We start from the raw sequence: 25339 nt of genomic DNA on the forward strand, positions 1-25339 counted from the left end.
GCGAACTACCGGGCAATCTGCCTCAACTGTAATTATTCTAACGCGTCCCCCCGACACTTCGGCTGTCCAACCGGGCCGGCATCTGCCCACAATGGTTCCCATGGACACGCACGAAACACCCCTGTTCGAGCTCCCGGCCCCGGCCATCGCCACCGAGCCCTTCCCCTTTGCGAACGGGCTTGGCCCCGCCGCGGCCGGAGGATTCGTGGCCGAGGATTGGGCGCAGGCGCTGGCCCCGGTGGAGGGCACGCTGGTGCAGATCGCACGGACACTGGAGGCCAGGCGCGCCACCGGCGAGCGCATCTTGCCCGCGCCGGGGAACATCCTGCGGGCCTTCAAGCGCCCGCTGGCCGAAGCCCGGGTGCTGGTCATGGGCCAGGACCCCTATCCCACGCCGGGGCACTCCATGGGGCTGAGCTTTGCCGCGCTGCCGCAGGTCCACCCGTTGCCGCGCAGCCTGAAGAACATCTACACCGAGCTGCACGAGGACACCGGCGTGCCGGTCCCGGCGCACGGGGATCTTTCCGCGTGGGCCAACCAGGGCGTGGTGTTGCTGAACCGGGTGCTGACGGTCGCCGCAGGGGATGCCGGGTCGCACCGGAAGCTGGGTTGGGAGTCGGTGACCGATGCGGCGATGGCGGCGCTGGCCGCGCGCGGCGGTCCGCTGGTGGCGATCCTGTGGGGCAAGGACGCCCAGGCCCTGGCGCCGGCGCTGGCACCGATCCCGATCATCGCCTCGGCGCACCCCTCGCCGTTGTCTGCGCGGCGCGGTTTCTTCGGGTCCAAGCCCTTCACCCGGGCCAACGCACTGCTGGTGGAAGCCGGCGGGACGCCCATCGACTGGGCCCTGCCGATGGCGGCGCCCCGGTCCTAGCGGCGGCGGATGTTGCGGCGCTCGGCGAGCGCCTCGGCGCCGATCAGCGGGCGGGCGAGCGTGTCGCCGAAGACCACCCCGCCGGCAATGGCCATCATGATGGTGAAGGCGGTGAACATCTCCACCATGGCCGAGGACATGTCCGCGACGTCAAAGACGATCCCGTACATGGAACGGAAGATCATCAGGCCAGGCAGCAGGAACACGATCGCGGGGGCCGCGAGCACCAGCTGCGGGGCGCGCATCTTGTAGGCCACCCAGCGCCCGGCCATGCCGACGAAGGTCGCCGCGACGGCCGGTGAGGCCCGGTCCCCCACGCCCAGGGCCTGGATGCCCAGCAGGATCAGGTAGCCCAGCAGGGCAATGGCACCGGTGGGCAGCAGGAGCTTGGGCTCGGACTGTTCGGTGATCGCACCGGCGATGACGGCCACCACCACCAGGACGGCCAACAGCCAGCCGGGGTAGGAGATCGGGTCGATGGCGCTGACATCCAGCAGCGGGGCTCCCAGCAGCTGCCCGGAGACCAGCGCGGCCATGATCCCGGTCAGGATTGCGGCATAGGTCAGCCCCGCGGAGAAGAAGCGCCCGGCGGCGGTGACGGGGAACCCGTTGATCGCGTCCTGCAGGGCCGAGACGAACCTGGAGGAGGGCAGCAGCAGCAGGATGCCGCCGGCGACCACCAGCGCCGGGTCGATGGGTGCATTCAGGGCATGGAAGAGCACGGCGATGGCCGTGATCACGAACGTGGCGGTGGCGACCGAGAAGAACTCGGGCACCCGCCAGCGGGCGGCGTACTTGAGGATCTGCCCGACGGCCACCGAGGAGACGAAGGCCAGTGCGGCGCCCATCAGCGAGCCGCCGATGAAGACCACGAAGAAAGCGGCAAAGGCGCCGGCCGCCGAGGCGATCATCCAGCGCGGGAACGGCTTGGGCTTGCGCGAGACCTCCCGCAACCGGTCCACCGACTGCTGCCTGGTCACACCTCCGGCAACGATGTCAGAGACCAGCCGGTGCACCTGCGCCAGGCCGGCAAAGTTGCTGGTCCAGGAGCGCACCACGCGCAGCATCGAGTACGACTCGCCCTCGGGCGGGGAGAAGTTCAGGTGGATGGACTGGTTGGTGATGTCCACGTCGGTGTGGCTCAGTCCGAGGGCCGCGGTCACAGCGATGACACTGGTTTCCACCTCCAGGGCCCCCGCCCCGTAGCGGAACATGGTTTCGGCCAGGTCCAGGGCGAATTCGAGGGTCTTGCGCGCCGAGGCGTCCTTGGCCGCGTTCACCTTCGGGTTGGCGTAGGGGGTGCCCTTGAGCCGCTCCACGATGTTGAACGCCTGGGTGGGCGGGGTGTCGGAGGCCAGCAGGCGGGAGATCATGCGCCGGGCCGCCGGGTTGGCGCGTGGAGGCAACGCCGGGGCGCCGGTGGAGGTGACGCCCACCTGTCCGGTCTTGGCGTTGATGGCGTCCTGGGCCAGGGTGGTGGGCCGCGGCCTGCGGGCGGGCCGAGCCGGCTTCGCGGGCCGGGCCGACCGGGGGCTTCCCGGGCGCTTGGCAGCCGGCTTCCCCCCGGCTCCGTCAACTGGCACCGCGGAGGGCTGCGCGGGCACGGCCGGGTCCTTCGGCACTGCTGCGTGCGGGATTCCGGGGGCGCTTTGCGCGTGCGCGGCAGCATCCTTCAAGGCCTGGGCAATGTGGACCATTTCCCGTGTCTGGACACGTCGAATGCTCGAGACCTGCGGGTTGGGATCCTCGCCCGGGGACGCCGGCGTGGTGGTGTCCGGTCCCTTACCTGAAGACACGCTTTCTCCTGTCAATTGCGCTTGTTCCCACCCACCATACAGCCGCCTTGTTGCCCGGAAATCCACCCGCCGCGCGCCCGGCAATTGAGGCTGCGCTTGATGCCGACGATACAGCCGCGGGAATATCCGCAGGACCTCCTGCGTTGAGCCACTTTGAATGCAAACGCATATAAATTCTGTCGGAAGAAACACGGGAGATCATGAGTAATTCCACTGGCAACGTTCAGCCTCTTGAGATCGGGATCGAGACCTTCGGCGACATCACCGTCGATGCCAACGGCGTGCCGCTGCACGCGGCACAGGTGTTGCGCAACGTGGTCGCCGAGGCCCGGGCCGCCGAAGCCGCAGGGCTCGACTTCTTCGGGGTGGGCGAACACCACCGCGACGACTACTCGATCTCGGCACCCGAGGTGGTGCTGGGAGCCATCGCCTCGGTGACCGAAACGATCCGCCTCGGCACCGCGGTGACGGTGTTGAGCTCGGATGACCCGGTGCGCGTCTACGAACGATTCGCCACCCTCGACGGCCTGTCCAACGGCCGGGCCGAAGTCATCCTGGGACGCGGCTCCTTCATCGAATCCTTCCCGCTCTTCGGCTACGAGCTCACCGACTACGAGCTGCTCTTCGAGGAGAAGCTCGCCCTGTTCGCAAAGCTGCGCAAGGGCGAACCGGTCAGCTGGTCCGGCCAGACCCGCTCGGCGCTGCGCAACCAGTCGGTCTACCCGCCCATCGAGCGCGGCACGCTGGATGCCTGGGTGGGTGTGGGCGGAAGCCCCGAATCGGTGGTGCGCGCGGCCAAGCACGGGCTGCCGCTGTTCCTGGCCATCATCGGCGGACAGCCCATGGCCTTCGAACCGCTGACCCGGCTCTACAAGCGCTCGCTGGAGGAGTTCGGCCACCAGAGGCAGAAGATCGGCGCGCACTTCCACGGCCTGGTCGCCGACACCGACGAGGAAGCCATGGATCTGTTGTGGCCGCACTACAAGACCACCATGGACCGACTGGGTGCCGAGCGCGGCTGGCCGCCGGCAAGCCGCATGCGCTTCGAGGCCTCCACCGGACCCGATGGATCGATGCTTGCCGGCAGCCCCGAGACGGTGGCCAGGAAGATGGCCCGCTTTGCGCAGGGCCTCGGGCTCTCCCGGATCGACATCAAGTACTCGGCCGGAACCCTGCCGCACGAGACCATGATGCGCAGCATCGAGCTGCTCGGCACCAAGGTCAAGCCGCTGGTCCTGGATATGCTCAGCGACAAGTAGACGCGGCCCCATGGCAGTAAGTACGGCGGTAAGCAAGCCCGATTAACGAAAAGAGCCCCGGATATCCGGGGCTCTTTTCCTTGGGTGGTTCTTAGCAGACTCGAACTGCTGACCTCTCGCGTGTGAAGCGAGCGCTCTAACCAACTGAGCTAAAGAACCGTCACGCAACTCCCGAAGGAGTACCTAGCAAGATTAGCCGAGCACTGCGGCACACACCAAATCGAATGAACAGATCCCTTTGCCGGGCTTCGTACTGGCCCCGGAGCCGGAGCCTGCCGCACCCTTTTGCGGCCACGCCCGGGCGCGCAAACCGAAGGTGAATTCTTGGCGAGCCCGCACCCTTCCGACGTCGCCATGGCCCGCGGGATTCCGGGCCTTCTTGGCCCCCGACCCGGTTCCGTGCGACGCACATTTCCAGGGGTTCGGCGAGTCGTTATGCAGCCGTGTTTACAACGGGGCTTCCGGCGGGTAATAATTTCACTGTCGAAATCTTCGACGCCCAAACTGGGCCCTACAAGGAAGCTGCCGGGATCCGCCGGCAGCGGTCCCCTACCGGCCAAAGAACCGGCCCGGCGTAATTCCGGGAACCACTTCTTTTGTTCGCTCTATTTCGCCTAGAGGACCGCTCCCAGTGCTTCCCATCATTGAGTATTCCCTGTCCTATTCCGCGCCCACCGGCGCCGAACGTGATGCCCTGTCCGCACTCACCCTGACCCCCGATGCCCGCTGGCACGAACGCATGGACCATGCACGGTTCGTGGTCACCGCGCTGCACGAGGGCACCCGGGTGGGAGTGGGAATCGTGCACACCTCCGTGACCGCACCGACCATGGTGCCAAGCCCCATGGAACTCGGCGGCATGTTCGTGCACCCCGCCTACCGCCGGCTGGGCATCCGCCAGCACATGGCCGAGGCCAGGCTGACCTATGCCTTGTCCATGGGCGGCACCCCGATCACCGTCATCGACAACCGCAACCAGGCCTCGTGGGGCTACTACGAGCGCTCCGCCCGGTGGACGCCGGAACGTGAGTACACCGGCTACGTCACCGGGCTGCCCATGACCATCTGGGTGTCGACAGAGTCGTCCTGGTACCGCACGGCCATGGGCCTGAACCCGCTGGTCCCGGCCCAGCCCAACACCGTCCTGCCGCACGATGCCTCCCCGCAGCGGCCGCTGGCACTCGGGCCGGACCAGGACAACGCCGTTCCCGCGTAGGAAAAAGCGGGCGGATGGCGATGGAAGGGGACTATGCCCTTGCGGCCCCGGGGCGCATGTCGCCGGTGTCGATGTAGCGCTGGTGCCAGGACAGCGACTCCCCCAAGAGGTGCGGGGTGTGCTTGCCGTAGCTGGAAACCTTGGCGCGGTCGAAGTAGTCCTGCAGCATCGGGCGGTACTCCGGGGCGGAGCATTTGTCGATGACGAGCTGGGCGCGCTGCTTGGGCGAGAGGCCGCGCAGGTCGGCAAGCCCCTGCTCGGTAATCAGGATCATGGTGTCGTGCTCGGTGTGGTCCACGTGGCTGGCCATCGGCACGATGCCGGAAATCTTCCCGCCCTTGGCGGTGGACGGGGACATGAACACCGACAGGTAGCCGTTGCGGGCGAAGTCGCCCGAGCCGCCGATGCCGTTCATGACGTGCGAGCCGACCACGTTGGTTGAGTTCACGTTGCCGTAGATGTCGGCCTCGATCATCCCGTTCAGGGCGATGCAGCCCAGCCGGCGGACCAGTTCGGGGTGGTTGGAGATCTCCTGCGGGCGCAGCAGGATGCGTTCGCGGTAGAAGTCGACGTGCGCATTGAACTCGTCGATGCCGTCGGAGGACAGGGAGAAGGAGGTCGCCGAGGCGAAACCGATCGTCCCGTCCTTGAGCAGGGACAGCATGCCGTCCTGGATGACCTCGGTGTAGGCCTGCAGGCCCTTGTAGCCGCCTCGGGCCAGGCCGGCGAGCACGGCGTTGGCGATGTTGCCCACGCCCGACTGCAGCGGCAGCAGCTTGTCGGTGAGCCTGCCGGCGCGGATTTCGTGGTCCAGGAAGTCCAGCAGGTGGTCGGCGATCTGCTTGGAGGTCTCGTCGACCGGGGCGAAGGGGCTCAGCCGGTCCGGGGCGCTGGTTTCCACCACGGCGACGATCTTGGCCGGGTCCACGCGCAGGTAGGGCTCGCCGATGCGCTGGTCCGCGGTGGTCATCTCGATCGGCTTGCGGTGCGGTGGCAGCGCGGTGCCGTAGTAGATGTCGTGCATCCCTTCCATGGCGGCGGACTGCTGGGTGTTGACCTCGATAATGACCTTGTCGGCCATGTCCAGCCAGGTCTTGTTGTTGCCCACGGAGGAGGACGGGATCAGCTTTCCGTCCTCGGTCACGCCGACGACCTCGATGATGGCCAGGTCGATCTTGCCGTAGAAGCCGAACCAGGCGTGCTGGGCCACATGGGACAGGTGGATGTCCATGTATTCCATTTCGCCGGCGTTGATGCGGCGGCGCAGTTCCGGGTCGGACATGTAGGGCAGGCGCAGTTCCATGCCGCCGGCGCGGGCCAGCACGCCGTCGAGTTCCGGGGCGGTGGAGGCGCCGGTCAGCACGTTGATCTTGAAGGGGTTCCCCGCGGCCTGTTCCTTTTCCATGAGCGTGGCGAGCGCGCCCGGGACTGCCTTCGGGTACCCGGCACCGGTGAACCCGCTCATGGCCACCGTCATGCCCGGCTTCACCAGGTCGGCGGCCTGCTCTGCCGACATGCGGAGGTCAAGGAACTTGGAGTAGTGGATCCGATCGTGCACGGTTGCCCTTTCCGAGGAGTTGCGACACACCAGCTTCGTGTCATCTGCGCCACTTTAGCCCCTGGTTGCATCACATTTGGTCCGTTTTGCGCTCGCCTGACGCCAACGGTTCCAACGCTCGGTGAGCCGACCCGATTTTGCGGTGACCGGCAGGTGAAAGCCGGTCGCCGGATAGCATTGCGGGATGACCGAGAAGCAGAAAATGATCTGGACCATGTCCGCCATCGGAATCCTGGTGGTTGCCGGTTGGGTGTTTATCGGCTCCGGGGGCCTGGCGCTGCTGCTCGATTCCTGACCTTTGTCGTGGCAGACTCGGTCCCATGACCTGCGCCCTGACCACGACCGCCCGGTTGCGCCGTGCCGACGCCTTCTGCGGCAATCCGGCGGTCGGCACGACCGACTTCACCCCCATTCTTGACGGCGGCGACCCGGTGTTGCTGGAGCTCGGCGCCCGGCTGCGGGCAGGCACCGGCAGCGACCTGGAGTTCCTGCGCGAGGCCCACCGGTGGATCCAGCAGCGGATCCGCCCCGTGTATTCGCTCAACGAAACCCAGCCGGCGTCGGCCACGCTGGCCAAGGGACGGGGCTCGTGCTCGCAGCGCATCGCCCTCCTGGAGGCCTTGGCCCGAGGGGCCGGAATCGCCACCGCTCGGAGGCCCTGCTGATCCACGGTTCGTTTTGGCATCCGCGGTTCAGGTACTTGCGCCGCGCGGTTCCCCAGCGAATCCTGATCGCCTGGCCGGATTTCTTGGTCGATTCGGCCTGGATGAATCTCTCGGATCTCTTCGTGGCGGATGCCAAGGACCCGGCCCCGGCTTTCGCCAACCAGGGCGCCGAGACCCTCTTCGATGCCATCGCCACCGGCTCCGCCAATTGGGTGGCAAGCGGCTGCGCCGAGGGTTCCTGCATGCCCGCCGACCTGGCCCAGGTCGATCTGTCGCTGGGCAGGTTCGCTGACCGGGATGCGGTCTTTGCCCGTTACGGCCAGAACCTGCCGAGCGTCCTGCGCGTGGTCCTCGAACCCGTTTTCGGCCGCTGGGCGGCCAAGGGCTAGATTCCGGCCATCCCCACGGCCATTGGCCGGGACAAGAATCAGGCAGGTCCGAGCTGCCGCACGTATTGCCGGCACACATAAACCCGCTTGAAGGCCCGGCGCATGCTTTCCTCCTCCTTGATGTCCGCATGCATGAAGGCCAGCACGGGCCGGGACAACCCGTCCGGGCTTTGGAACCCGGCATTCGGATCCTTGTATCCCTTGTACACGTGCAGGTATCGGTAGGCCTCTTCAAAGCCGTTGCGCCGGTACCAGCCATTTGCCGCAACATCTTCCCGGGTCCAGGCATCCAGGGTTTGAGTGCCGGCGGGCAGGCGGGACAGGGCCTCGGCCAGCAGTGCCGATGCCATCCTCTGCTGCCGGGCATTTGGATGCACAGCGATGGAATCGATGGTTGCCGCATCGCCGTCCACCTCGATGTCGAGCAGGCCCACGATCGTGCCGTTGTCCTCTGCCACCAGGCTCAGGTTCGGGGCCTTGATGTCGCTGCGGTCGGTGCGGACGTCGTCGTAGTAGTTGCTGTCCAGGAAGCTGGGCAACCTGCACTCGAGCCAGCCGCGTTCGTCTGCCGGTTGGTATTCACGGATATTGAACATTGCGGGTGTGACCTGTCAGTGGACGGTGTGGGCCATGAATTGATCGTGCTGGGCGCTGGCGGTATTCCTGCAACCTCACGTCACACCACCAAGCTACCACCGTTCGATTATGCATTTCACGGGCACCCTGGCAAGGGTTCTTGCGCGACCCAACACAAGACGGGTGTGTCCGCCACTCCAGTGGCGGACACACCCGTTTGTACCGTGCATTGGCCCGGGCCGTTCATTCCCGGGCCAACCACAAACCTATGCGACCTGCTCGGCGCCCGGTTCCTCATGCTCGTTGTGTGCCTTGCGGTAACGAGCGACCATCGAAAAGGTCAGTACGCTCAGTAGTCCGATCATCGTGAAGGCCGTAATGATGAGTGCTTCATGACCTGGTGTCATTATGATTCGTCCTTTCATGACAGTGCGGCGATTTGACGGGCTCTTGCCCCTTCTCTTATCAACCGCCGGAAGTGCCGGGCTCGTCGCCGGGAGGCGTCAAGCCCTGGGCCCGTTCCGTTTCTTGCTTTGTTTCTGTTGCATGCCCCGACACCATTGGAGGGGCGTTCCTGCGTTTCGGACAGTCCTCGTCATGTGGCCAATCCTGCAACCTGCCTGGCCGCTACGCGCCCTCGATGACCCGCATCGATGCGCGAGCGAAACGTGCCGGCAATGAATTCCGGCAGGCTTGCCTCATCGAATCGCACGGCACACCCTCGGGGCTACCCGATCCAAGCGGCCGTTTGCGGAGCTCGGGACAACTTGGCATCGCCATCAGCGCTGCATCCGGCCTTGACCAATGCATCCCGGGACCACCGTCCGAACCCCCTCTGGGTCCGCATGGGATTTTGAGCGGCTGTGCGAATCAATTCGACGGCTCACGCTCTTCTAGCAACCCTTGAGGAGGTCTTTAATTATCACATATTTGTACTAAATAGACAAATCGATGGTCAGCTGAACGCGACATAATCATCCGGCCGGCCAAAGGCATTCACCATTCCAATTCCTCGAGCAGCAGCGACTCGTCGGCCGCATCGCGGGCGATGGCCACGCCGAGCCGCCGGGCACAGAGGCGGTAGTCGTCGTTTCCCGAGACCGTGGTGATGGCCCTGGCGATGGTGCCGGCCGAGGCGCGGCGGGACACCGCGACGCCGGCACCCCTCGAGGTGACCCGGATGGCGTTTCCGGACTGGTCGCGGCCGTGATGCAGGATGACCAGCGGCACCCCCGCCGCCAGTGCCTTGACCACGGTGCCGTGCCCTCCATGGGTGATGACCAGGCTCGCCCGAGCCATGGCCTGGTGGTGGGGCGCGGCGGCCACCACCGCCACATTGGCCGGCGCGCGGATCTGTCCGGGATCGACCGCGGGGCCGGTGGTCACCAGACCGCGCACCGGCAGGCTCCCGAGCGCATCCACGATGCGTTGCATGCACTGCACGTGGTTCTGGAACGTCGAGGACATGGCCACCAGGACCAGCGGTTCCTCGCCTGCGGGCGGGGCCCACGGGGCGTTGGAGGTCCAGGCCGGGTCATCGAGGATCGGCCCCACGTAGCGGGCGTTGTCCGGAAGCTCGGCGGGGAAGTCGAAGGCCGAGGAGGTGAGGATCAGCTGGCGCCTGGCGCGATGCACCTGGGCCCATGTGTTGGCCACCGGGGCCAGCCCGTGATCGGCACGCAGCTCGTTCAACGGGGCAAGCGCGAACCTGTCGGCCAGCTTGGTGCCGCCGAATGCCGTCATGCGGTCGCGCAGTGCACCCAGCGGCCCCTTCGCCGGGGTGAAGCCGGTGCCGACCTGCGGCATGCCCTTGGCCGGCAGCGGGTAGGTGTTGGGGATCAGGACGTCGAAGGGAACCCCGCGGGCCTCGGCCCCGACCATGGCCCCGAAGGCGAAGAACGAGGTCAGCACCAGGTCCGGCCGCACCTCGTCAATGGCCTCCGCGGTGTCGCGGGCCTGCTGCGGGGCCAGGTTCCCGATCATGTTTTCGAACATGTCCCGGGCCAGGGCCATCGGGCTGTGCAGCGCCCAGTCGCGGACCTCTCCGGTGCGGCCATCGGTCCAGGAGCGGAACGAGGCCCCGGCGGCGGCTGCCTGGTCTTCCATGGAATCGTCGGCGAGCATCACGACCTCATGCCCGCGGCGGGCCAGCCGCCGGGCGACGCCGATCTCCGGCGGAACGGTGCCGCCGGCGTCCTTGAGTGCGAAAAGATAGGTGCGGCGGGCCGCTTCCGGCGCGGTTCCTGCACCCCGGGGGCTGGCTGGTGTCTGGCTCATGGCAGCTACGGTACGCCGCGGGTTCGGCGTGAACCATCCGTGCCTGTACCCGTTTTTCCCGGTTCCGGGCGCGGCTCACGCTCCCGTGGACTTCGGAAGGCTGCCGCGCGATATCCCCAAGTGCCTGAGCCGAGTAGGCTTCGGGGCATGAGGACCGCCATCGTATTCAGCGCAGTGCTTGCCCTGTTGGTCCTCTTCCAACTGGCCCTGGCGTTTGGTGCCCCGTGGGGCCGGTTTGCGTGGGGCGGGCGGCATCCGGATTCGCTGCCGCTTCCCCTCCGGATCGCTTCGGCGTTCTCCGTGTTGGTCTACGGGTTCATCGCGTTGCTCGCCCTGGACCGGGCAGGTGCCATCGAGTTGTTTCCCGCCGGGTTCTCCCGGGTCGGCATCTGGGTCGTGTTCGCCTACCTGGCCCTTGGGGTGGCGATGAATGCGATCTCCAGGTCCAGGCCGGAGCGCTACTCGATGACTCCGGTGGCGGTGGTGCTTGCGGTCCTCGCGCTGCTCATCGCGCTTTCACCCGCGCCCGAGCGTGCGTTCGCCGGCATGGTGCTGGATAACGGAAGCGGTCCGGTGTACTGCACGACCGTCATGGAGTCCTATCCACCGCAATGCGGCCACGACTCCCCTGCGGTGCTCGGCTGGGACTGGAATGCCGTGGACCATCAGCAGTCGCAGTCGGTACGCTGGGGCGAATACAGCTTCCAGGGCGGGCGCGGGCGCGGCACGATCACCCTGAAAGGCGCGGCGGAGCAGCTGCGCTGAACAGGCTAGCGGAAGGGCGGCATTCCATGAAGAAGGCACTGCGCGGCGCAGGGATGGCTTCCGTCCTCCTGGCAGCCCTGCTGCTGGCGAGCTGCGCGGAGCCGGTGAGCGTGGCGGAGCGCACCGCCCCCGAGCTTCCCGGTTCACTGACGCAGGCCCAGCGCGGGAACCTGGAACCCGGCGAACCGGCCACCTTCTGGCTCCAGGCCGGGTCCCGCTTCGCGCTGGTCACCTGGGGCAGTTCGTCCTGCCCGGCGGTGGTGACGCGGATGGATGCGATGGGTGCCGACGCAATCGAGCTGCGCGTGGAATCCTCCGGCGGATCCGGTCCGTGCAGCGCCGACCTGGCGCCGACCACCCACGAGCTGGAACTTCCGGAATCTGTCACCCGGCGCCCGGTCACCCTGACCCTGCACTACGCGGACGGCCCTGACGCCAGGACGCTGGTCCTGGACTGAGCCCCTGCCGCAACGCACAAGCGCCCTCCCGGGGAACGGCCCGGGAGGGAACTGGCGACAGGGTTCTCGGCCCATCCCGGGGGATCGGGAACGGGCCGGGTACCGGCTAGGCCTTGAGCCTGGCGAACACCGCGGAGGCATCCGGGTAGGCGGCCTGCGTGCCCTTTTTGGTGGTCGCCAGTGCGGCGCCCACCGAGGCGAAGGCGGCGGCCTCGGCCAACGGGTCGCCGGCGGCCAGGCGTGCGGCAAGTCCGCCGGTGAAGGCGTCGCCGGCACCGGTGGTGTCCACCGCATCCACGCGGGTCGGGGCGATGCGCACGATGCGCTTGCCCGCCTCGGCCCGCGAGTCCAGCACCACCGAGCCGTCCGCACCGAGGGTCACCACGGCGCTGGGCAGCCCGCGGGCCACCAGGTGCCGGAGCACCGGTTCCCAGGCCGGGGCCTCGGCGTCGGGGCCCGGGATCTGCTCCCCGTCCAGGAACTGCGAGGCCTCGTGCGCGTTGACCAGCAAGACGTCGGACAGCGCCGCAAGGCTTGGGCGGATGGGTGCGTACGGGGAGAGGTTCAGCAGCACCGTGGCCCCGGCCTCCGCTCCGGCCTTCGCCGCGGCCTCGACGGTGTCCAGGTCCACTTCCAGGCACAGGCACAGCACCGCGGCGCCCTCGAAGGCGGCTCCGGCTTCCGCGACGTCGCCCGGGGACAGTGTTCCGTTGGCGCCGGCGGAAATCACGATGGTGTTCTCCGCGGAGGCATCCACGGTCACCACGGCGACGCCGGTTTCCACGCCGGGGACCTGGTGCACGTGGGACACGTCCACATTGGCGGCGGCGCAGGATTCGAGCAGCATGGTGCCGTTGGCGTCCCGGCCCACGGCACCCACCAGCGACACGTCGGCCCCGAGCTTGCCGGCCGCAACGGCCTGGTTGGCGCTCTTGCCGCCGGGGTTCACGGTGAAGCCCTCACCGTGCAGGGTCTCCCCCGGTTCGGGCAGGCGTTCGGTGTAGATGGTCAGGTCGGCGTTCAGCGAGCCGACCACCACGATCTTGCCGGGCTGGTTGCCCGGGGCTTGGATATCCAACTACTTCACCTCTGCGTCGACGGGCTTGGGGATCAGCAACGAGGCGGCGAAGGCAGCCACGGTGATGAGCAGGCCGACCACCACCACGGTGACGTAGGAAGCGCGGTCGCCCAGGGACGAGGTTCCCACAAGCACCGCCGGAAGCACAAGGAAGCTCAGTCCGGCGCCCAGGTTGAAGGCCCCGGCGTTCATGCCCGGCAGGAAGCCGGGGTTGCCCGCCGGCGAGAGCACCACGCCCAGGCCGTTGAGCATGATGTTGGCGGTTCCGGCGTACATGATGCCCAGCAGCGAGGTGCCGGCGACCATCATGGGCAGCGAATCCATGCCGAAGAACACGATGACCAGCAGTGCCGCCACCGAGCCGAGCATGCCGATCCGCAGCACCTTGTTATAGCCCCAGACCGGTGCCAGGCGTCCGCTGATGGGTCCGAAGATCCAGCCCAGCAGCGCGTACGGGGTCAGGATCAGCAGCGCGGTCTGCGTGGGACCGACCCCGAAGCCGGGACCGGCGGCCTGCACGTAGGCCGGGACGATGCCGTTGATGACCGCGAAGATGCCGGTCATGGTCAGCACCGTGGTCAGCAGCGGTGCCCAGGTGGCGCGCTGGCGCAGGTGCTCGAGCTGCACCATGGGTTCGGCCACGCGCTTCTCGGTGGACCAGAAGCCGTAGAACGCCGCGGCGGACACTGCCAGCAGGACCAGCGACAGGATGACGGTGGCCGGGTCGATGCCCGAGACCAGCTTTGCGGCCTCGTTCAGGGCCGTGAGCAGCGCGCCGACGGCCACCACGATGAAGAACACCCCGCGCCAGTCCATCTTGGTGCCGGCCTGCGGCTTGGACTCGCGGGTCAGCAGCGCCACCGCTGCGGCGGCAAGCACCGCCAGGACGACCATGAACCAGAAGATCGAGCGGAAGCCGTGGTTCTCGGCCAGGTAGCCGCCGAGGAAGGAATCGACGCCGGCGACCCCGCCGTTGACGGCGAGGATCAGGCCCATCAGGACGCCGTAGCGGCGCGGGTTGGGCACGGCACTGCGCAGCATCAGCAGGGCCAGCGGGACGGTGGGCCCGGAGATGCCCTGGATGATGCGTCCGGCGAAGAGCCAGCCGATGTTCGGGGCCAGGGCCGCGACGACGGAGCCGACGGCGGTCAGCAGCATCATGATGACCAGGATGCGCTTGCGGCCCACGACGTCCGAAAGACGGGGCAGGAACAGCGAGAACAGGGCGGCGGTGGTGAAGAACCAGGTCTGCGACAGGCCGATCGCGGCCTGGTCGGTGCCCAGCTCCTCGCCCATGGTGACCAGCGCGGGGCTGAGCATCGAGGCGTTGAGCTGGAACGCCACGCAGGCGGTAAGCAGGGCTGCGGTCAGCGCCGCGGCGCCGCCGCGGGAAACGGCGGGGGCCTTCTCGGTCAGGGTGCTCATGCGATTGCGACCTCTACCTCGCCGATGCGCACCAGGGCGTCGGTCACAAGGTTCCAGAAGCGCTCGTGGTCAAGGTCCACGGCCACCGAGGTGTGGCAGCCGGCCGGGGCCGGGGCGCGGAAGTCTGCAACCGTCATGCCCAGGGTCAAGGTGCCGGCCAGCTCGATGTTCACCGGCACCTTGCGGGTGGTGACAATGGTTGGGTCAATCACGTAGGCCACGGCGCAGGGGTCGTGGACCGGCGGGAAGTCGAAGCCCTGGGCGTCCTTGTAGGTGGCCTTGAAGAAATCCATGAGTTCGCGCACGAACTTGGCCGGACCGGTGCCCACTGCCTCGATCTGCGCGACGACCTCGTCGGTGGCCAGCGCCTGGTGGGTCAAATCGAGCCCGACCATGACCACCGGCCACTTCTCGTTGAAGACGATGTGTGCGGCCTCGGGGTCGATGATGATGTTGAACTCGGCCACGGCGCTCCAGTTGCCCACGTGGTAGCCGCCGCCCATCAGGACAACTTCCTTCACGCGCTCGACGATGCGCGGTTCCTTGCGCGCGGCCATGGCGATGTTGGTCAGCCCGCCGGTGGGGACCAGGGTCACGGTGCCCGGCTCGTGGGCCATGATGGTGTCGATGATCAGGTCCACCGCGTGGCGGGGATCCAGTTCGATGGTGGATTCTGGCTGCTTGGGTCCATCCATGCCGGATTCGCCGTGGATGTCGGGTGCGTTTTCGATGGTGCGCACCAGCGGGCGGTCGCAGCCCGCGGCGAAGGGAACACCGGTAATGCCGGCGATGGTTCCGGTTGCCAGGGCATTCTTGGTGACCTTGGCCAGGGTCTGGTTGCCGACCACGGTGGTGACGGCAAGCAGCTCGATGGCGGGGCTGCCGTGCGCCAGCAGGATGGCAACGGCGTCGTCATGTCCCGGATCGCAGTCCAAGATGATCTTCCGCGGCTCGGTTGTAGCGATGGGTGCACCCATTGTCGTTCTCCACATCTTCGGGGATACCCCTGCCCGCGGTTTTCGGCCGTGGACAGGAAATGCTGTTTCACCGGAATTCTGGCACCTTTGGCGCCCGTACGTCAAACGCTTAACTAATCGCCCGGAAATACCCTAGTCAAACGCTTGACGCCAATCGGGTTGCGGAGCCCGGTCCTCGACTAAGATAAAAGCCATGCATTCGACCCAAAAGCCACGGCCCACCCCCCCGAGCCGGCGACGGGTCACGGCCGCCATGGTGGCCGAACGTGCGGGGGTTTCCACCGCTACGGTGTCCCTGGTTGCCAACGGCAAGGCCAGCGGCCGGGTCTCGGCCACCAACGAGGCCAAGGTCCGCGAAGCCATCCGCGCGCTGGGCTACGTGGTGGACGGAATCGGAAGCTCACTGGCCAGGGGCGTGAGCAACACCGTGATCATGGTGGCACCGGACATCTCCAACCCGTTCTTTGCCACGGTCATTGCCGGGGTGCGCTCCGCGCTGGGCTCCAAGTACCAGTTGCTGCTCTCGGTCACCGATGCCGGCCAGTTGCCCAGCGCCGATGACACCCGCCGGCTGCTGGGCTTGCGCCCGGCCGGCCTGCTGGTGGACGCTCCCGAGCTTTCGTTCCTCGAGGAGCTTTCAGCCCCCGGCCCGCTGGTGCTGCTCGATGCCCCCGGTTTCGGCCCGGAGGTCCCGGCGGTGAACCTCGACGTCGCCCACGGCGCACGACTGGTGGCCGGGCATCTGGCCGCGGCCGGCCACAAGAAGGTCGCGTACCTCGACGGCACCACGGGAACCACCACCTTCGAGCTGCGCCGCACCGCGTTCCTGGACGCGGCGGCCGAACTTGGCATGGAGATCCCGGATGGTGCCATGGCCTCCACCACGATCAACGTGGGGGTGGCCGCCGACGCCTTCGCCGAGGCCTGGCCGGGCTGGAAGGCCGCCGGGGTGACCGCGGTGGTCTGCGCCACCGACACCCACGCCTACGGCATCCTGCAGGAAGCGCGCGCCGCGGGGATCTCGATCCCCGGCGAACTCGCCGTGACCGGCTTCGACGACCTGCCCTACTCGAGAACCAGTTCCCCGTCCCTGACCAGCGTGAACCTGCCCGGCGAGCTGCTGGGCCGGCGGGCGGCCGAGCAGCTGCTGCGGCTGATCGACGGCGAGGAACTGGAAACGCAGCAGGTCACCCTCGAGAGCACGCTGATGGTTCGCGGCTCCACCTTCGAGGCCTGAACCCGGCCTTCAGGAGGCCCGCACCGCGCGCAAGCGGACCCTGGTGCCCGCGGCCAGGTCGTGCGGACCGCGCCCGGTGGCAATCACCATCGCGATGTAGGCGACGGCAGCTGCCGTCGCCGCATGCATCCCCACAAAGATCCACGCCCGAGGAGCGGCATCCTTGCCCTCGCGATGGATGACACCCATCAACTGCCAGATGAAGAAGTGGGCAGTCTCCCACGGCAAGAGCTTCACGACGGTACGCAGCAGGATCTTCGTCCGCTTCGGAACCGAGCCGTCAACGCCGATGACCTCCAGGCCCATCCGGCGCTTGCCCCAGGTGCTGCGGTGCGGGCCGGACTCCGTCTTGTAGAGGTAGATGCCGACCACGAAGGTCAGCAGCAGGAAATACAGCAACTCGCTGCCGATCGGACCGAACATGCCCAGGGTGTCAGGCAGCTCGCCCCGGGTCAGGAAAATGATGGCGGTGACCAGGCCAAGGACGATCATCCAGGCCAGGATGACCAAGTAGTCCAGTCCCAGGGCGGCCAAGCGCCGCGTCCGCTCGCTCATCCGCCCAGCCTAACGGGCGCGGACCCCCACGCCAACGGTAATCCGAAAAAACTGATATATCCTCAGTGACCATGAAGCCATCGACGATGTTCACCGGCCTCAGCGCCTTTCCGCTGACCCCGCTCACCGATGCCGGCATCGACGAGCCCGCCTTCGAGCGCCTCGTTGCACGGGTCGCGGCCGCCGGCGTTGATTCCATCTGTGTCCTCGGCTCGACCGGCAGCTATGCCTACCTTGACCGGGCCGAACGCGCCCGCGCCGTCGAACTGGCCATGGCCGGCGCCGGAAACGTCCCGGTGCTCGCCGGTGTGGGTGCCCTGCGCACGCGGGATGTCCTGCGCCATGTCGAGGATGCCCAGGAATGCGGCGCCTCCGGCGTCCTGCTGGCCCCGATGAGCTACCAACCCCTGGGCGACGACGAGGTCTTCGGCTTGTACGAGGATGTCACGGCGAACCTCTCGGTTCCGCTGGTCGTTTATGACAACCCGACGACCACGCGCGTGGTTTTCAGCGACGAGTTGCACGCGCGGATTGCGCAGCTGCCCGGCGTTTTGTCGATCAAGATTCCTCCGGTGCCTGCCGATCCCGAGCAAGCGAAGGTCCGGGTATCCAGTCTCCGCGCCGGGCTGCCCGGGCACGTGACCATAGGCGTCAGCGGCGATGGTGCGGCGGCCGCCGGCCTCCTTGCCGGTTGCGATGCCTGGTACAGCGTCATTGCCGGCATCCTGCCCGAGCCGTGCTTGGCGATCACCCGTGCGGCAACGGCCGGCAACGCGGATTTGGCGCGTTCCCTGTCCATGGATTTGGAACCCTTGTGGCAGCTCATGGCCCGGTTCGGAAGCTACCGGGTGGCCTCTGCAGTGGCCGAAGACCTCGGCCTGGTCTCCGCAGGAAACCTTCCCGCCCCCGTCCAGGGATTGGATGGCAACGGGCGGGCTGCAGTGGCAAGGGCCTTGGAAGAAATGAAGATCCCCGGGTAGGCCACCGGGGAAACCGGGTCCGCCTCCGGCTTGGCTCCTCCTTCCTGCCACAATGACAGATACAACCAAGGTGATCCGGCAACCGTTCCGAGATGCGCAGGGCAAGAGCGGAATATGATGACCGGGGAATCCGGAACAACACCAAACTACGGCGTGCTGGCCGACAAGTTGGTGTTCCGGCTTCTGGTGGCAGCACCGGCGTGGACCCTCGCCGCGGTCACCGCCCTCTACCTGTTTCTGTTGGGCTCGATGCCGCAGTACATTGCCAGGCATGCGGGACCCGACGGCATCGGGTACAGTTCGACCACGCTCGTCCTGGCGATCATCGCCGCAGTTTCCGCCAGTGCGTTCGCGATCGGCGGCGCCACGGCCCACGGTTTCTTGAAGGCCGGCCACTGGTACCAGACCGAAAAAATGATTGCCGTCGGCATCGTGTCCCTTGGATACGGGGTCGCCGGCATCGGACTGGCAACGATGCTGGCGACCGTTCGCCTCGCCGCCGGGGAAATCGAGGGAGATGCCATCGGCGTTTCCATGGTGGCATTCGTCCTTGCCTTCATCGCCGCGGCTTGGACGTATACGCTCGCGCTTCCTCCGGGCGAGCTGGAGCAACTCGGCACCGACTGAGCTGCGGACAACAAGACGCGCAGTGTCGAGTCGTTGATGCAATCGTTCGAGGCGTTTCAGGCACGCTGCACCGGAGATTTTATCTGAAGACCGTGCTGCCATACCTCGGTGCCCCTGGCAAGACAACGGCGGCAGAGAGGGTCGAGGGATTCAAATTGACAGTTCTTGCTGCTGGACCGCAAGCCGTAAACCGGGTGCTTGCACGGCAGAAAATCGCTCTTCCGCTTCAGGACGACCCATCTGGTGTTGGATGCACAAACCCGGTGTTCATCAGGCCTAACAGGCATCAACCAACATTGTCCACAGCCTGCCTCATCCATCCCCCGGTGTGCAACCGACCATGAAATAATCGCGTCATGGCTACCGAACTCTCTTCCGGTATATACCGCATCACCACGGCGACGGGAAGCATCTATGACCTGGTCATCGGGCCCGCGGGCTCGACCCTTACACGCAGGCCCGGGGAGCTGCCGGTGCATCCGTCCATGGATGGAGCCGAGACCAATCCCCTGCGCCGAGACGCCGAGGCAATCACCGTACTTGCTATCCACCAATTGTCGGTGGGCGAGCCAGCTGTCTTTGTCCTGGATCTTCGCCGCGACGGCATCCCAACACTTCGAACCACGTCCACCGTACTTACATTCAAGCACTTGAGTTGACCCTGCTTTGGCCCGGGTCTTCTGGACCGCGATTCACCGACCCCCAATGGGTAGCCGGCTACGCTTCAATCAGTCCAAGTCGCTTGCCGGCCTTGACCAGCTCGCCGCGGAAATCATCTAAGGTGCTACTAAAATAGACGCCGTCGATCTTTTGATCCACCCAAAGCGCATGGATCTCCCGCAATGAGCTTTGGCGAAGCTTCCAGCCAATTCCGTCCACCGCGGCATACACATATTGTGTCGGCAATCGGGTGTGTGCCATGTCCTCCACCTCTCGCACAGCGTCGCCGAGCTTTGAGCCGGTCGAGTCGAACCCTTTCGCGGCTACGACGATGACGGGCCGGTCGTGTTCATCGAGAATCGCGAGATCGTACGGGGCCGTCCGCCCGCCGATCCCGCTGAATCGGCCACGCGTGCTGTACTTCAAGCCAAGGTCACTTGCGATTGCTTCCAGCTGATCTTCCAGGGACCGACCTGCCGCGCCAGCCCTGGCAGCCGTTCCGCGGGTGCCAGCACGAGCAACCAGGACATCACCGTAGGCATATTGCCGGCCACGCTGTGCGGTGAGCACCTGGACAAGGTTGTGCTCGGCGTCCAAGAGGGCCACCACCTCGGCAGGGTGTTCCTTTGCCAAGCGGTTGAGTGCTGGCGTGTCGAAGTGGTGCTTGCCCCAAGTCCGGAGCCGCTCCTGTCCCAAGCCCACCGCCAGACCTAGCACTCTGACTGCATCCCCACGGCCACTGATCCAGGCGGCGAGCGATTCCAAGTCCACGGAGTCCAACTCCACCAGCTCCGAGCCAATCAAGTGCACAGAGGTCAGTGCCGGAGTTTCAGCCAACAAGTTGGCCGGAGGAACAATCGGCCGAAGGGCAGCGATACATTCGGCAAATGTAGGGATGGGCAAAACTAGTCCTTTGCGATGAAAATGTACTCGGTTGCTTGGCGGCGGATCGCCGTGCCGTGCGTGCCGAAGCTGTAAGTGTGCGGAACCTCGCGAACCTCAACCGAGCTCTTGACCTTGCCAAGCTCCGTGGTCATCCACTCCAAGCCAGGCACCGAGTTGGAAGAGTAGGAGACAACCAAGGCGCGGGCGCCGGCAAACTTCTGGAAGGTTGCCCGTAGCGCATCAGAAGCAGTGAGCTTATTAGCAAAGGCCGAATGCCTCTTGGGGATCTTCTTGGTCTTGGTGTTCTGCATGATTTCCCCGGCAGCCCAGTAATCGGACAAGCCTTCAAGGAAGTGGTAGCGCTTGGTGTAGTCGGCGTCATCGGTCGGAGGGGCGTACGGGGGATCCATGTAGACGATGTCGTATTCGGTTTCCTCAAGTGACAAAGTGTCACCCTTGATGGCGCGGTGCTCCAGCCCGCCACCGAACGCGGTGTCGTTGTACTTGGCGGCGTGCTCAACGAAGTGTTCGCGTAGAGGGGTCCGGAGGTCGCGTCGCCCGTCGTCATAGTGGGAGAGATCGCCAGATATCGTGAACACACCGCGCGGCTGCTTGCGGGCCGCCGAAAGAATCAGCGCAGCCAAGGCCATATCCTTCGTCTGACCTTCGAGCTGGGCAATGTGCGACCAAGCCGAGTCCAGGAACACGCGATCGTCGGCGGTGAAGAACACTCCGTCAAAGGTGCGTTGGATGAAGTCGCGGTCATCGGCGGCCGGGCCCGTGATGCGCTCGATGATTTCCCGCGTCAGTAGTGGATCATTGCTGCAGATGGCAGCCGATGCGATGACGCGGCCATAGTTCATGTAGTCATTCGACGTCACTTGGAAGCCCATGGCCTTGGCAAGGTACCCGACGAACCCCGAGCCCGAAAACGCATCCAGAAATGTATCCCCGCCAAGCTCATCGAATACCGAGGCCAGCTGCGGGGCGAGCTTGTACTTGCTCCCCATGTAGCGAAGGCGCGGGTAATGGGCCGCGTGGGCAAGCGCGGCATTGATGCTGACGGTGGATGGTGCAGGGGCTGTCATCGGTTCTCTCAGATACTTCCCGGGGCTTGGGCGCCTCGATGCCCACGAGTCTACCGGCCTGGGTCCGACAAGAAGCCCAAGCAGGGGCAGTTCCAACTGTTCTGGGTTGAATGTCATGCAGCCAGTGTGGAGCGGCGCCGTCAGGCCGCGCGACGGCTGTAGCAGGAGTGTGGAAACGCCCCGTTCAAGGCCTCGCCCGGGGTCAGAAATAGACCTCACTCAAAATCCAATACCTCACATGGGCCCAGACAAACAAAAACTAGGCGTCTCGCTTATCGCAAAACGCCTAGTCAAACATTCTTTCTCCGAGCCCCCTGCCGGATTCGAACCGGCGACCCTCGCTTTACAAGAGCGATGCTCTGGCCAACTGAGCTAAGGAGGCATGCTGCCCGGGTCTGCCTGAACATGACCCAAGTGCAGGAACTAGCGTAACCGACATTCCTCGGCAGGATGAAACCGGCAGCGTGAAAGCCGCTGGCTCCAGTTCCATCGGTTGGGTGGTTCACCGGCACACGGCGAACCACCCAACTGGATGCTGGAACTACGTTGTTACTTGTTCGCCTTGATTGCTGCGTCTACGACGGCACCGAAGTCGGGCTCGGCGTTCGGGTCCCACAGCTTGTCCTGGACGAACACGCTCGGGGTGCCGCCAATGGCATCGACGCGGGCTGCCGCGTCGGTGAACTTCGCGAACGGACGGAAGGTTCCGTCATTGATGCAGCTGGCAACATCGGCGCCGTTGTCCTTGGCCAGCTGGATCAGCTGCTTGTTCTTCATTTCGCCCTCAGGGTAGTGCGCGAACACTGCCTTGGAGAACGGAAGGTACGAGGCCGGAGCCGCATCCGCCACGCAGGCCAGTGCGTTGGCACCGCGCGAGGAGTAGTTCGTCGGCGATGCCCCGTCAAGGAACGCCACGGTGCGGTACTCGACCGTCACGTCGCCGGCGGCAAGCCAGGTGCTGATCTGGCCGGCGTACTCGGTCTCGAAGTCGGCGCAGTGCACGCAGTTGACATCGACGTAAAGCAGCAGGTTGATCGGCTCGCCCTTGGGCGCTGCCTTGTAATCCCGCGGAGTCGGCGTCGCGCCTTCGGCCGGCGCCGCGCCCACCTTGTTGATGTCGACGGTGAGCCCGGAGGTGTCGGCAAGGGTCTTGTCTGAGGTCAGCGTAATACCGCCGGCAGCATTGCCGCCCTTCGGCACTGCGCCGGTGTCGGCAACCGTGCCCGAGTTCTTCTGCAGGACAAGGGCAACGACCAACGCAACCACGGCGAGCACCGCCACCAAGACGCCCAACTTGATAAACAGAGACTTGCGCTTGTCAGCGGCTTCTTGGGCCGCGTGCATTTTCTTTGCCTGCTCGCGCGCGCTGGCGGTCCGCTCGGCCTTGCTCGGCCGCTGGCTATTCGATGCCATAGGTCAAAACGTCCTTTAAGATTGGATTGATACTCCCCCGACCAGACCAGTTTAGGGTACGGGGGTAGCGTAGCTTAGCGCCGCCGTGTCGCTTACATCACGTAGTTACCCTAAGCTCAAGATCAATCTTGAGTAATAGGAACGGTGGGTCAACATGCAAACGGATCAGAAAGTCGACTACATATCCGGTAGCGAGAAACAAAGCTACGACTTCATCGTGGTGGCCAATCGACTTCCAGTGGACCGGGTAGAGGGCGAAGACGGCGAGCTGTCGTGGCGCCGCTCCCCCGGAGGCCTGGTAACAGCCATTGCCCCGGTCATGCAGGAATCAGACGGCGCCTGGGTCGGCTGGCACGGAGCCACCGGCGAGGAACTCGAGCCATTCGAAAACGACCGGATCCACCTCATTCCCGTTCCGCTGGACGACGAGGACCTGGAACTGTACTACGAAGGTTTCTCAAACTCGACCCTCTGGCCGCTCTATCACGACGTGATTGTGCCCCCTGAGTTCCACCGGACCTGGTGGGACAACTACAAGAAGGTCAACAAGCGCTTCGCCGACGCCACGGCCAAGGTTGCCGCCCCAGGCGCAACGGTATGGGTGCAGGACTACCAGCTCCAGCTTGTGCCCAAGCTCCTGCGCGAGGCGCGCCCGGACTTGCGCATCGGCTTCTTCAACCACATTCCCTTCCCGTCCCCCGGCATCTTCTCCCAGCTTCCCTGGCGCAAGCAGATCCTCGAGGGCCTGGCCGGCGCCGATGTCGTGGGCTTCCAGCGCACCGCCGATGCCAGCAACTTCCTGCGCTGCATGCGCCGCTACACGGACCGCACGGTCAAGGGCTCGCTGGCGATCCCGCCGGCATCGCCCGAGGCCAGCGGCTCCAGCTCCAATATCTGCCGCGCCGAGGCGCACCCGATCTCCATCGACACCCAGCATGTCGCGGAGCTCGCGCACGATCCGGAGATCATCGCCCGCGCCAAGCAGATCCGCCAGGAACTGGGCAACCCGAAGACCATCCTTCTGGGCGTGGACCGGCTCGATTACACCAAGGGAATCCGCCACCGTCTCAAGGCCTACGGCGAGTTGTTGGCCGATGGGGACATCACGGTCGGCGAGGCTTGCCTCGTGCAGGTTGCCAGCCCCAGCCGCGAGAATGTCGAGCGCTACCAGCAACTCAAGGACCAGGTCGAGCTCATGGTCGGCAACCTCAACGGCGAGCACGACACCATGGAGCACACGGCCATCCGCTACCTGCACCATTCGTACCCGATGCGCGAAATGATTGCCCTCTACCTGGCCGCGGACATCATGCTCGTGACCTCGCTGCGTGACGGCATGAACCTGGTGGCCAAGGAGTTCGTGGCGGCCCACACCGATGACACCGGCATGCTGGTGCTCTCCGAATTCACTGGGGCCGCGGACCAGCTGACCCAGTCGGTGTTGGTGAACCCGCACGACATCGACGGCATGAAGTCCGGGATCATGCGTGCCCTGCTCATGGACCCACAGGACGCTGCGCGGCGGATGCGCCGGATGCGCCGGCACCTGCGCGACCATGACGTGGCCCGCTGGTCCCAGACGTTCCTCTCCTCGCTGGACTCCCCGTTGCCGGTGGACACGCTGGTCTAGGCTTGAAGATGTATTGGCGCGGGTGCACGGCGGGAGTTCTTCCCGGTGCACCCGCGCATTGCATTTGCACCCATTGCCATGGGCCAAGCCGGGAAACCTGCCCCGGCCCGGGTGTTCGTTCCATGCCCGCTTCAACTGCCTGAAAGGATCAGCTGGTTACTTATGGGTCCAATAACTCCCGACCTCGCCGATGCCATCGAATCCCTGGTCGACACCCCGATCCTGCTCATAGCCCTGGACTTCGACGGAACCTTGGCACCCTTGGTCAACCGTCCCGAGGACGCGCGTCCGTTGCCTGCCGCTTCCGAGGCCCTGGCGAAGCTGGCCGCCCTGGAGAACACCGTCACCGCGTTGATCTCCGGCCGCGACCTGGCCTCGCTGCGTGCCGTGGGCAAGCCGCCCGAGCGAACATTGTTGGTTGGCAGCCACGGCACAGAACGCTGGGCACCGGAAATCTTCGGCGCCGAGGACGAACACATCGATCTCAGCGGCTCGCAGACCGTTGCCCTGGCCAAGGCCACCGGGATCCTGGAAGCCATCAGCGCGGCCAACCCGGGCACCACCCTTGAATACAAGCCCGCCTCGATCGTCCTGCACGTGCGGCAGGCCGCACCCGAGGTTGCCACGGCAGCCCTGCGCGCCGCCCACGAGCAGCTGGACGGAATTGAGAACCTTCAGGCCCTGGACGGCAAGGCCGTGCTGGAGGCCAGTGTGCTGGTGGGCACCAAGGGCGACGGCCTGAACTGGCTGCGCGAGGTCGCCGACGCCTCCACGGTGTTCTTTGCCGGAGACGACGTCACGGATGAGGACGCCTTTGCCGCGCTGCGCCCCGGAGACATCGGGGTAAAAATCGGGTCGGGGAAATCCAGGGCACAATTCCGTCTTAATGGGCCCGGGGAATTGCCTGCGCTTTTGGAATCCATCCTTGATATGAGAAGCTTGTGATTCCAT

Annotated in this window: 24 protein-coding genes and 2 tRNA genes; 13 read left to right on the forward strand and 13 right to left on the reverse strand. The window is 65.8% G+C overall.

What is annotated here, in order from left to right; translation table 11 throughout:
- The first annotated feature begins 100 nt into the window (after positions 1-100).
- The gene (locus tag JOF46_RS21430) at positions 101-874 is read left to right on the forward strand and encodes a uracil-DNA glycosylase (RefSeq protein ID WP_209911270.1); all 774 of its coding nucleotides are present in this window, start codon (positions 101-103) and stop codon (positions 872-874) included.
- Here JOF46_RS21430 and JOF46_RS21435 read toward each other — a convergent pair.
- On the reverse strand, positions 871-2670 hold the full coding sequence (locus JOF46_RS21435; RefSeq protein ID WP_209911273.1) for a threonine/serine exporter family protein: 1800 nt from the start codon (positions 2668-2670) through the stop codon (positions 871-873). The genes JOF46_RS21430 and JOF46_RS21435 overlap by 4 nt on opposite strands.
- Before the next feature lie 200 nt (positions 2671-2870).
- Between JOF46_RS21435 and JOF46_RS21440 the strand changes: the two genes are divergently transcribed.
- Complete coding sequence (locus JOF46_RS21440) at positions 2871-3929, forward strand: LLM class flavin-dependent oxidoreductase (RefSeq protein WP_209911275.1); 1059 nt, start codon at positions 2871-2873, stop codon at positions 3927-3929.
- 85 nt (positions 3930-4014) lie between these two features.
- On the opposite strand, the gene JOF46_RS21445 is transcribed toward JOF46_RS21440, so the two are convergent.
- Positions 4015-4088: transfer RNA gene (locus JOF46_RS21445), tRNA-Val, on the reverse strand.
- A 472-nt stretch (positions 4089-4560) separates the two neighbouring features.
- Here JOF46_RS21445 and JOF46_RS21450 point away from each other — a divergent pair.
- Complete coding sequence (locus JOF46_RS21450; RefSeq protein WP_209911278.1) at positions 4561-5145, forward strand: GNAT family N-acetyltransferase; 585 nt, start codon at positions 4561-4563, stop codon at positions 5143-5145.
- A gap of 31 nt (positions 5146-5176) precedes the next feature.
- Here JOF46_RS21450 and scpC read toward each other — a convergent pair whose 3' ends face one another.
- Positions 5177-6703 (reverse strand): succinyl-CoA:acetate CoA-transferase ScpC, encoded by a 1527-nt coding sequence (gene scpC, locus JOF46_RS21455; protein WP_209911280.1) that lies wholly within the window; start codon positions 6701-6703, stop codon positions 5177-5179.
- A 320-nt stretch (positions 6704-7023) separates the two neighbouring features.
- Between scpC and JOF46_RS21460 the strand changes: the two genes are divergently transcribed.
- Together JOF46_RS21460 and JOF46_RS21465 are read left to right on the forward strand one after the other, a co-directional pair.
- Positions 7024-7368: a transglutaminase-like domain-containing protein gene (locus JOF46_RS21460; protein WP_209911283.1), complete on the forward strand. Its 345-nt coding sequence runs from the start codon at positions 7024-7026 to the stop codon at positions 7366-7368.
- 83 nt (positions 7369-7451) lie between these two features.
- Positions 7452-7757: a hypothetical protein gene (locus JOF46_RS21465; protein WP_209911286.1), complete on the forward strand. Its 306-nt coding sequence runs from the start codon at positions 7452-7454 to the stop codon at positions 7755-7757.
- 38 nt (positions 7758-7795) lie between these two features.
- Here JOF46_RS21465 and JOF46_RS21470 read toward each other — a convergent pair whose 3' ends face one another.
- Positions 7796-8353, reverse strand: coding sequence for a GNAT family N-acetyltransferase (locus JOF46_RS21470; protein WP_209911289.1), 558 nt, complete (start codon positions 8351-8353; stop codon positions 7796-7798).
- A 976-nt stretch (positions 8354-9329) separates the two neighbouring features.
- Positions 9330-10610 (reverse strand): glycosyltransferase, encoded by a 1281-nt coding sequence (locus tag JOF46_RS21475; RefSeq protein WP_209911292.1) that lies wholly within the window; start codon positions 10608-10610, stop codon positions 9330-9332.
- Between the two features lie 147 nt (positions 10611-10757).
- Between JOF46_RS21475 and JOF46_RS22435 the strand changes: the two genes are divergently transcribed.
- A complete protein-coding gene (locus JOF46_RS22435) occupies positions 10758-11375 on the forward strand; it encodes a hypothetical protein (protein ID WP_245348221.1) in 618 nt (205 codons plus the stop codon).
- Positions 11376-11401: 26 nt separating this feature from the next.
- Complete coding sequence (locus JOF46_RS21485; protein ID WP_209911294.1) at positions 11402-11833, forward strand: hypothetical protein; 432 nt, start codon at positions 11402-11404, stop codon at positions 11831-11833.
- Positions 11834-11939: 106 nt separating this feature from the next.
- On the opposite strand, the gene JOF46_RS21490 is transcribed toward JOF46_RS21485, so the two are convergent.
- Genes JOF46_RS21490 through uriH form a run of 3 tightly spaced genes read right to left on the reverse strand, consistent with a single transcriptional unit; the run spans position 11940 to position 15313 of the window.
- A complete protein-coding gene (locus JOF46_RS21490) occupies positions 11940-12905 on the reverse strand; it encodes a ribokinase (protein WP_209912119.1) in 966 nt (321 codons plus the stop codon).
- Positions 12906-12911: 6 nt separating this feature from the next.
- On the reverse strand, positions 12912-14336 hold the full coding sequence (gene uriT / locus JOF46_RS21495) for a uridine transporter UriT (protein ID WP_209911297.1): 1425 nt from the start codon (positions 14334-14336) through the stop codon (positions 12912-12914).
- A complete protein-coding gene (uriH, locus tag JOF46_RS21500) occupies positions 14333-15313 on the reverse strand; it encodes a uridine-preferring nucleoside hydrolase UriH (RefSeq protein ID WP_209911301.1) in 981 nt (326 codons plus the stop codon). The genes uriT and uriH overlap by 4 nt, the downstream gene beginning before the upstream one ends.
- A 193-nt stretch (positions 15314-15506) precedes the next feature.
- On the opposite strand from uriH, the gene JOF46_RS21505 reads away from it, so the two are divergent.
- The gene (locus JOF46_RS21505; RefSeq protein ID WP_245348223.1) at positions 15507-16550 is read left to right on the forward strand and encodes a LacI family DNA-binding transcriptional regulator; all 1044 of its coding nucleotides are present in this window, start codon (positions 15507-15509) and stop codon (positions 16548-16550) included.
- Positions 16551-16559: 9 nt separating this feature from the next.
- Here the strand turns inward: JOF46_RS21505 and JOF46_RS21510 are convergent, their stop codons facing one another.
- A complete protein-coding gene (locus JOF46_RS21510) occupies positions 16560-17105 on the reverse strand; it encodes an RDD family protein (RefSeq protein ID WP_209911304.1) in 546 nt (181 codons plus the stop codon).
- Positions 17106-17176: 71 nt separating this feature from the next.
- Here JOF46_RS21510 and JOF46_RS21515 point away from each other — a divergent pair, with 71 nt between their 5' ends.
- From JOF46_RS21515 to JOF46_RS21525, 3 genes are all read left to right on the forward strand, one after another.
- Positions 17177-18085, forward strand: a complete 909-nt coding sequence (locus JOF46_RS21515) for a dihydrodipicolinate synthase family protein (protein ID WP_342592566.1) — start codon at positions 17177-17179, stop codon at positions 18083-18085.
- A 117-nt stretch (positions 18086-18202) separates the two neighbouring features.
- A complete protein-coding gene (locus tag JOF46_RS21520) occupies positions 18203-18712 on the forward strand; it encodes a hypothetical protein (protein ID WP_209911306.1) in 510 nt (169 codons plus the stop codon).
- 356 nt (positions 18713-19068) lie between these two features.
- Positions 19069-19371: a hypothetical protein gene (locus JOF46_RS21525; RefSeq protein WP_209911309.1), complete on the forward strand. Its 303-nt coding sequence runs from the start codon at positions 19069-19071 to the stop codon at positions 19369-19371.
- A gap of 58 nt (positions 19372-19429) precedes the next feature.
- Here the strand turns inward: JOF46_RS21525 and JOF46_RS21530 are convergent, their stop codons facing one another.
- From JOF46_RS21530 to JOF46_RS21545, 4 genes are all read right to left on the reverse strand, one after another.
- A complete protein-coding gene (locus JOF46_RS21530; RefSeq protein ID WP_342592531.1) occupies positions 19430-20143 on the reverse strand; it encodes a hypothetical protein in 714 nt (237 codons plus the stop codon).
- 134 nt (positions 20144-20277) lie between these two features.
- Entirely contained in the window at positions 20278-21345 is a 1068-nt protein-coding gene (locus tag JOF46_RS21535; RefSeq protein ID WP_245348224.1) for a DNA adenine methylase, read from the reverse strand.
- A gap of 308 nt (positions 21346-21653) precedes the next feature.
- Positions 21654-21727, reverse strand: a tRNA-Thr gene (locus JOF46_RS21540).
- A gap of 167 nt (positions 21728-21894) precedes the next feature.
- Positions 21895-22758 carry a DsbA family protein gene (locus JOF46_RS21545; RefSeq protein ID WP_209911310.1) on the reverse strand — a complete coding sequence of 288 codons (864 nt, stop codon included), beginning with the start codon at positions 22756-22758 and terminating at the stop codon, positions 21895-21897.
- A gap of 154 nt (positions 22759-22912) precedes the next feature.
- On the opposite strand from JOF46_RS21545, the gene JOF46_RS21550 reads away from it, so the two are divergent.
- Both JOF46_RS21550 and otsB read left to right on the forward strand, forming a co-directional pair.
- On the forward strand, positions 22913-24388 hold the full coding sequence (locus JOF46_RS21550) for an alpha,alpha-trehalose-phosphate synthase (UDP-forming) (protein WP_209911313.1): 1476 nt from the start codon (positions 22913-22915) through the stop codon (positions 24386-24388).
- Between the two features lie 162 nt (positions 24389-24550).
- Positions 24551-25333 carry a trehalose-phosphatase gene (gene otsB, locus JOF46_RS21555; protein ID WP_209911316.1) on the forward strand — a complete coding sequence of 261 codons (783 nt, stop codon included), beginning with the start codon at positions 24551-24553 and terminating at the stop codon, positions 25331-25333.
- The last annotated feature ends 6 nt before the right edge of the window (positions 25334-25339 follow it).

The sequence above is a fragment of the Paeniglutamicibacter psychrophenolicus genome (genome assembly GCF_017876575.1).
In the GTDB taxonomy this organism is placed as follows: domain Bacteria; phylum Actinomycetota; class Actinomycetes; order Actinomycetales; family Micrococcaceae; genus Paeniglutamicibacter; species Paeniglutamicibacter psychrophenolicus.

Coding starts and splice junctions, on each gene's coding strand:
- JOF46_RS21430 (WP_209911270.1), top strand. CDS start 101: ATGGACACGCACGAAACACCCCTGTTCGAGCTCCCGGCCCCGGCCATC.
- JOF46_RS21440 (WP_209911275.1), top strand. CDS start 2,871: ATGAGTAATTCCACTGGCAACGTTCAGCCTCTTGAGATCGGGATCGAG.
- JOF46_RS21460 (WP_209911283.1), top strand. CDS start 7,024: ATGACCTGCGCCCTGACCACGACCGCCCGGTTGCGCCGTGCCGACGCC.
- JOF46_RS21470 (WP_209911289.1), bottom strand. CDS start 8,353: ATGTTCAATATCCGTGAATACCAACCGGCAGACGAACGCGGCTGGCTC.
- JOF46_RS21475 (WP_209911292.1), bottom strand. CDS start 10,610: ATGAGCCAGACACCAGCCAGCCCCCGGGGTGCAGGAACCGCGCCGGAA.
- JOF46_RS22435 (WP_245348221.1), top strand. CDS start 10,758: ATGAGGACCGCCATCGTATTCAGCGCAGTGCTTGCCCTGTTGGTCCTC.
- JOF46_RS21485 (WP_209911294.1), top strand. CDS start 11,402: ATGAAGAAGGCACTGCGCGGCGCAGGGATGGCTTCCGTCCTCCTGGCA.
- uriT (WP_209911297.1), bottom strand. CDS start 14,336: ATGAGCACCCTGACCGAGAAGGCCCCCGCCGTTTCCCGCGGCGGCGCC.
- uriH (WP_209911301.1), bottom strand. CDS start 15,313: ATGGGTGCACCCATCGCTACAACCGAGCCGCGGAAGATCATCTTGGAC.
- JOF46_RS21505 (WP_245348223.1), top strand. CDS start 15,507: ATGCATTCGACCCAAAAGCCACGGCCCACCCCCCCGAGCCGGCGACGG.
- JOF46_RS21510 (WP_209911304.1), bottom strand. CDS start 17,105: ATGAGCGAGCGGACGCGGCGCTTGGCCGCCCTGGGACTGGACTACTTG.
- JOF46_RS21515 (WP_342592566.1), top strand. CDS start 17,177: ATGAAGCCATCGACGATGTTCACCGGCCTCAGCGCCTTTCCGCTGACC.
- JOF46_RS21520 (WP_209911306.1), top strand. CDS start 18,203: ATGACCGGGGAATCCGGAACAACACCAAACTACGGCGTGCTGGCCGAC.
- JOF46_RS21525 (WP_209911309.1), top strand. CDS start 19,069: ATGGCTACCGAACTCTCTTCCGGTATATACCGCATCACCACGGCGACG.
- JOF46_RS21535 (WP_245348224.1), bottom strand. CDS start 21,345: ATGACAGCCCCTGCACCATCCACCGTCAGCATCAATGCCGCGCTTGCC.
- JOF46_RS21545 (WP_209911310.1), bottom strand. CDS start 22,758: ATGGCATCGAATAGCCAGCGGCCGAGCAAGGCCGAGCGGACCGCCAGC.
- JOF46_RS21550 (WP_209911313.1), top strand. CDS start 22,913: ATGCAAACGGATCAGAAAGTCGACTACATATCCGGTAGCGAGAAACAA.
- otsB (WP_209911316.1), top strand. CDS start 24,551: ATGGGTCCAATAACTCCCGACCTCGCCGATGCCATCGAATCCCTGGTC.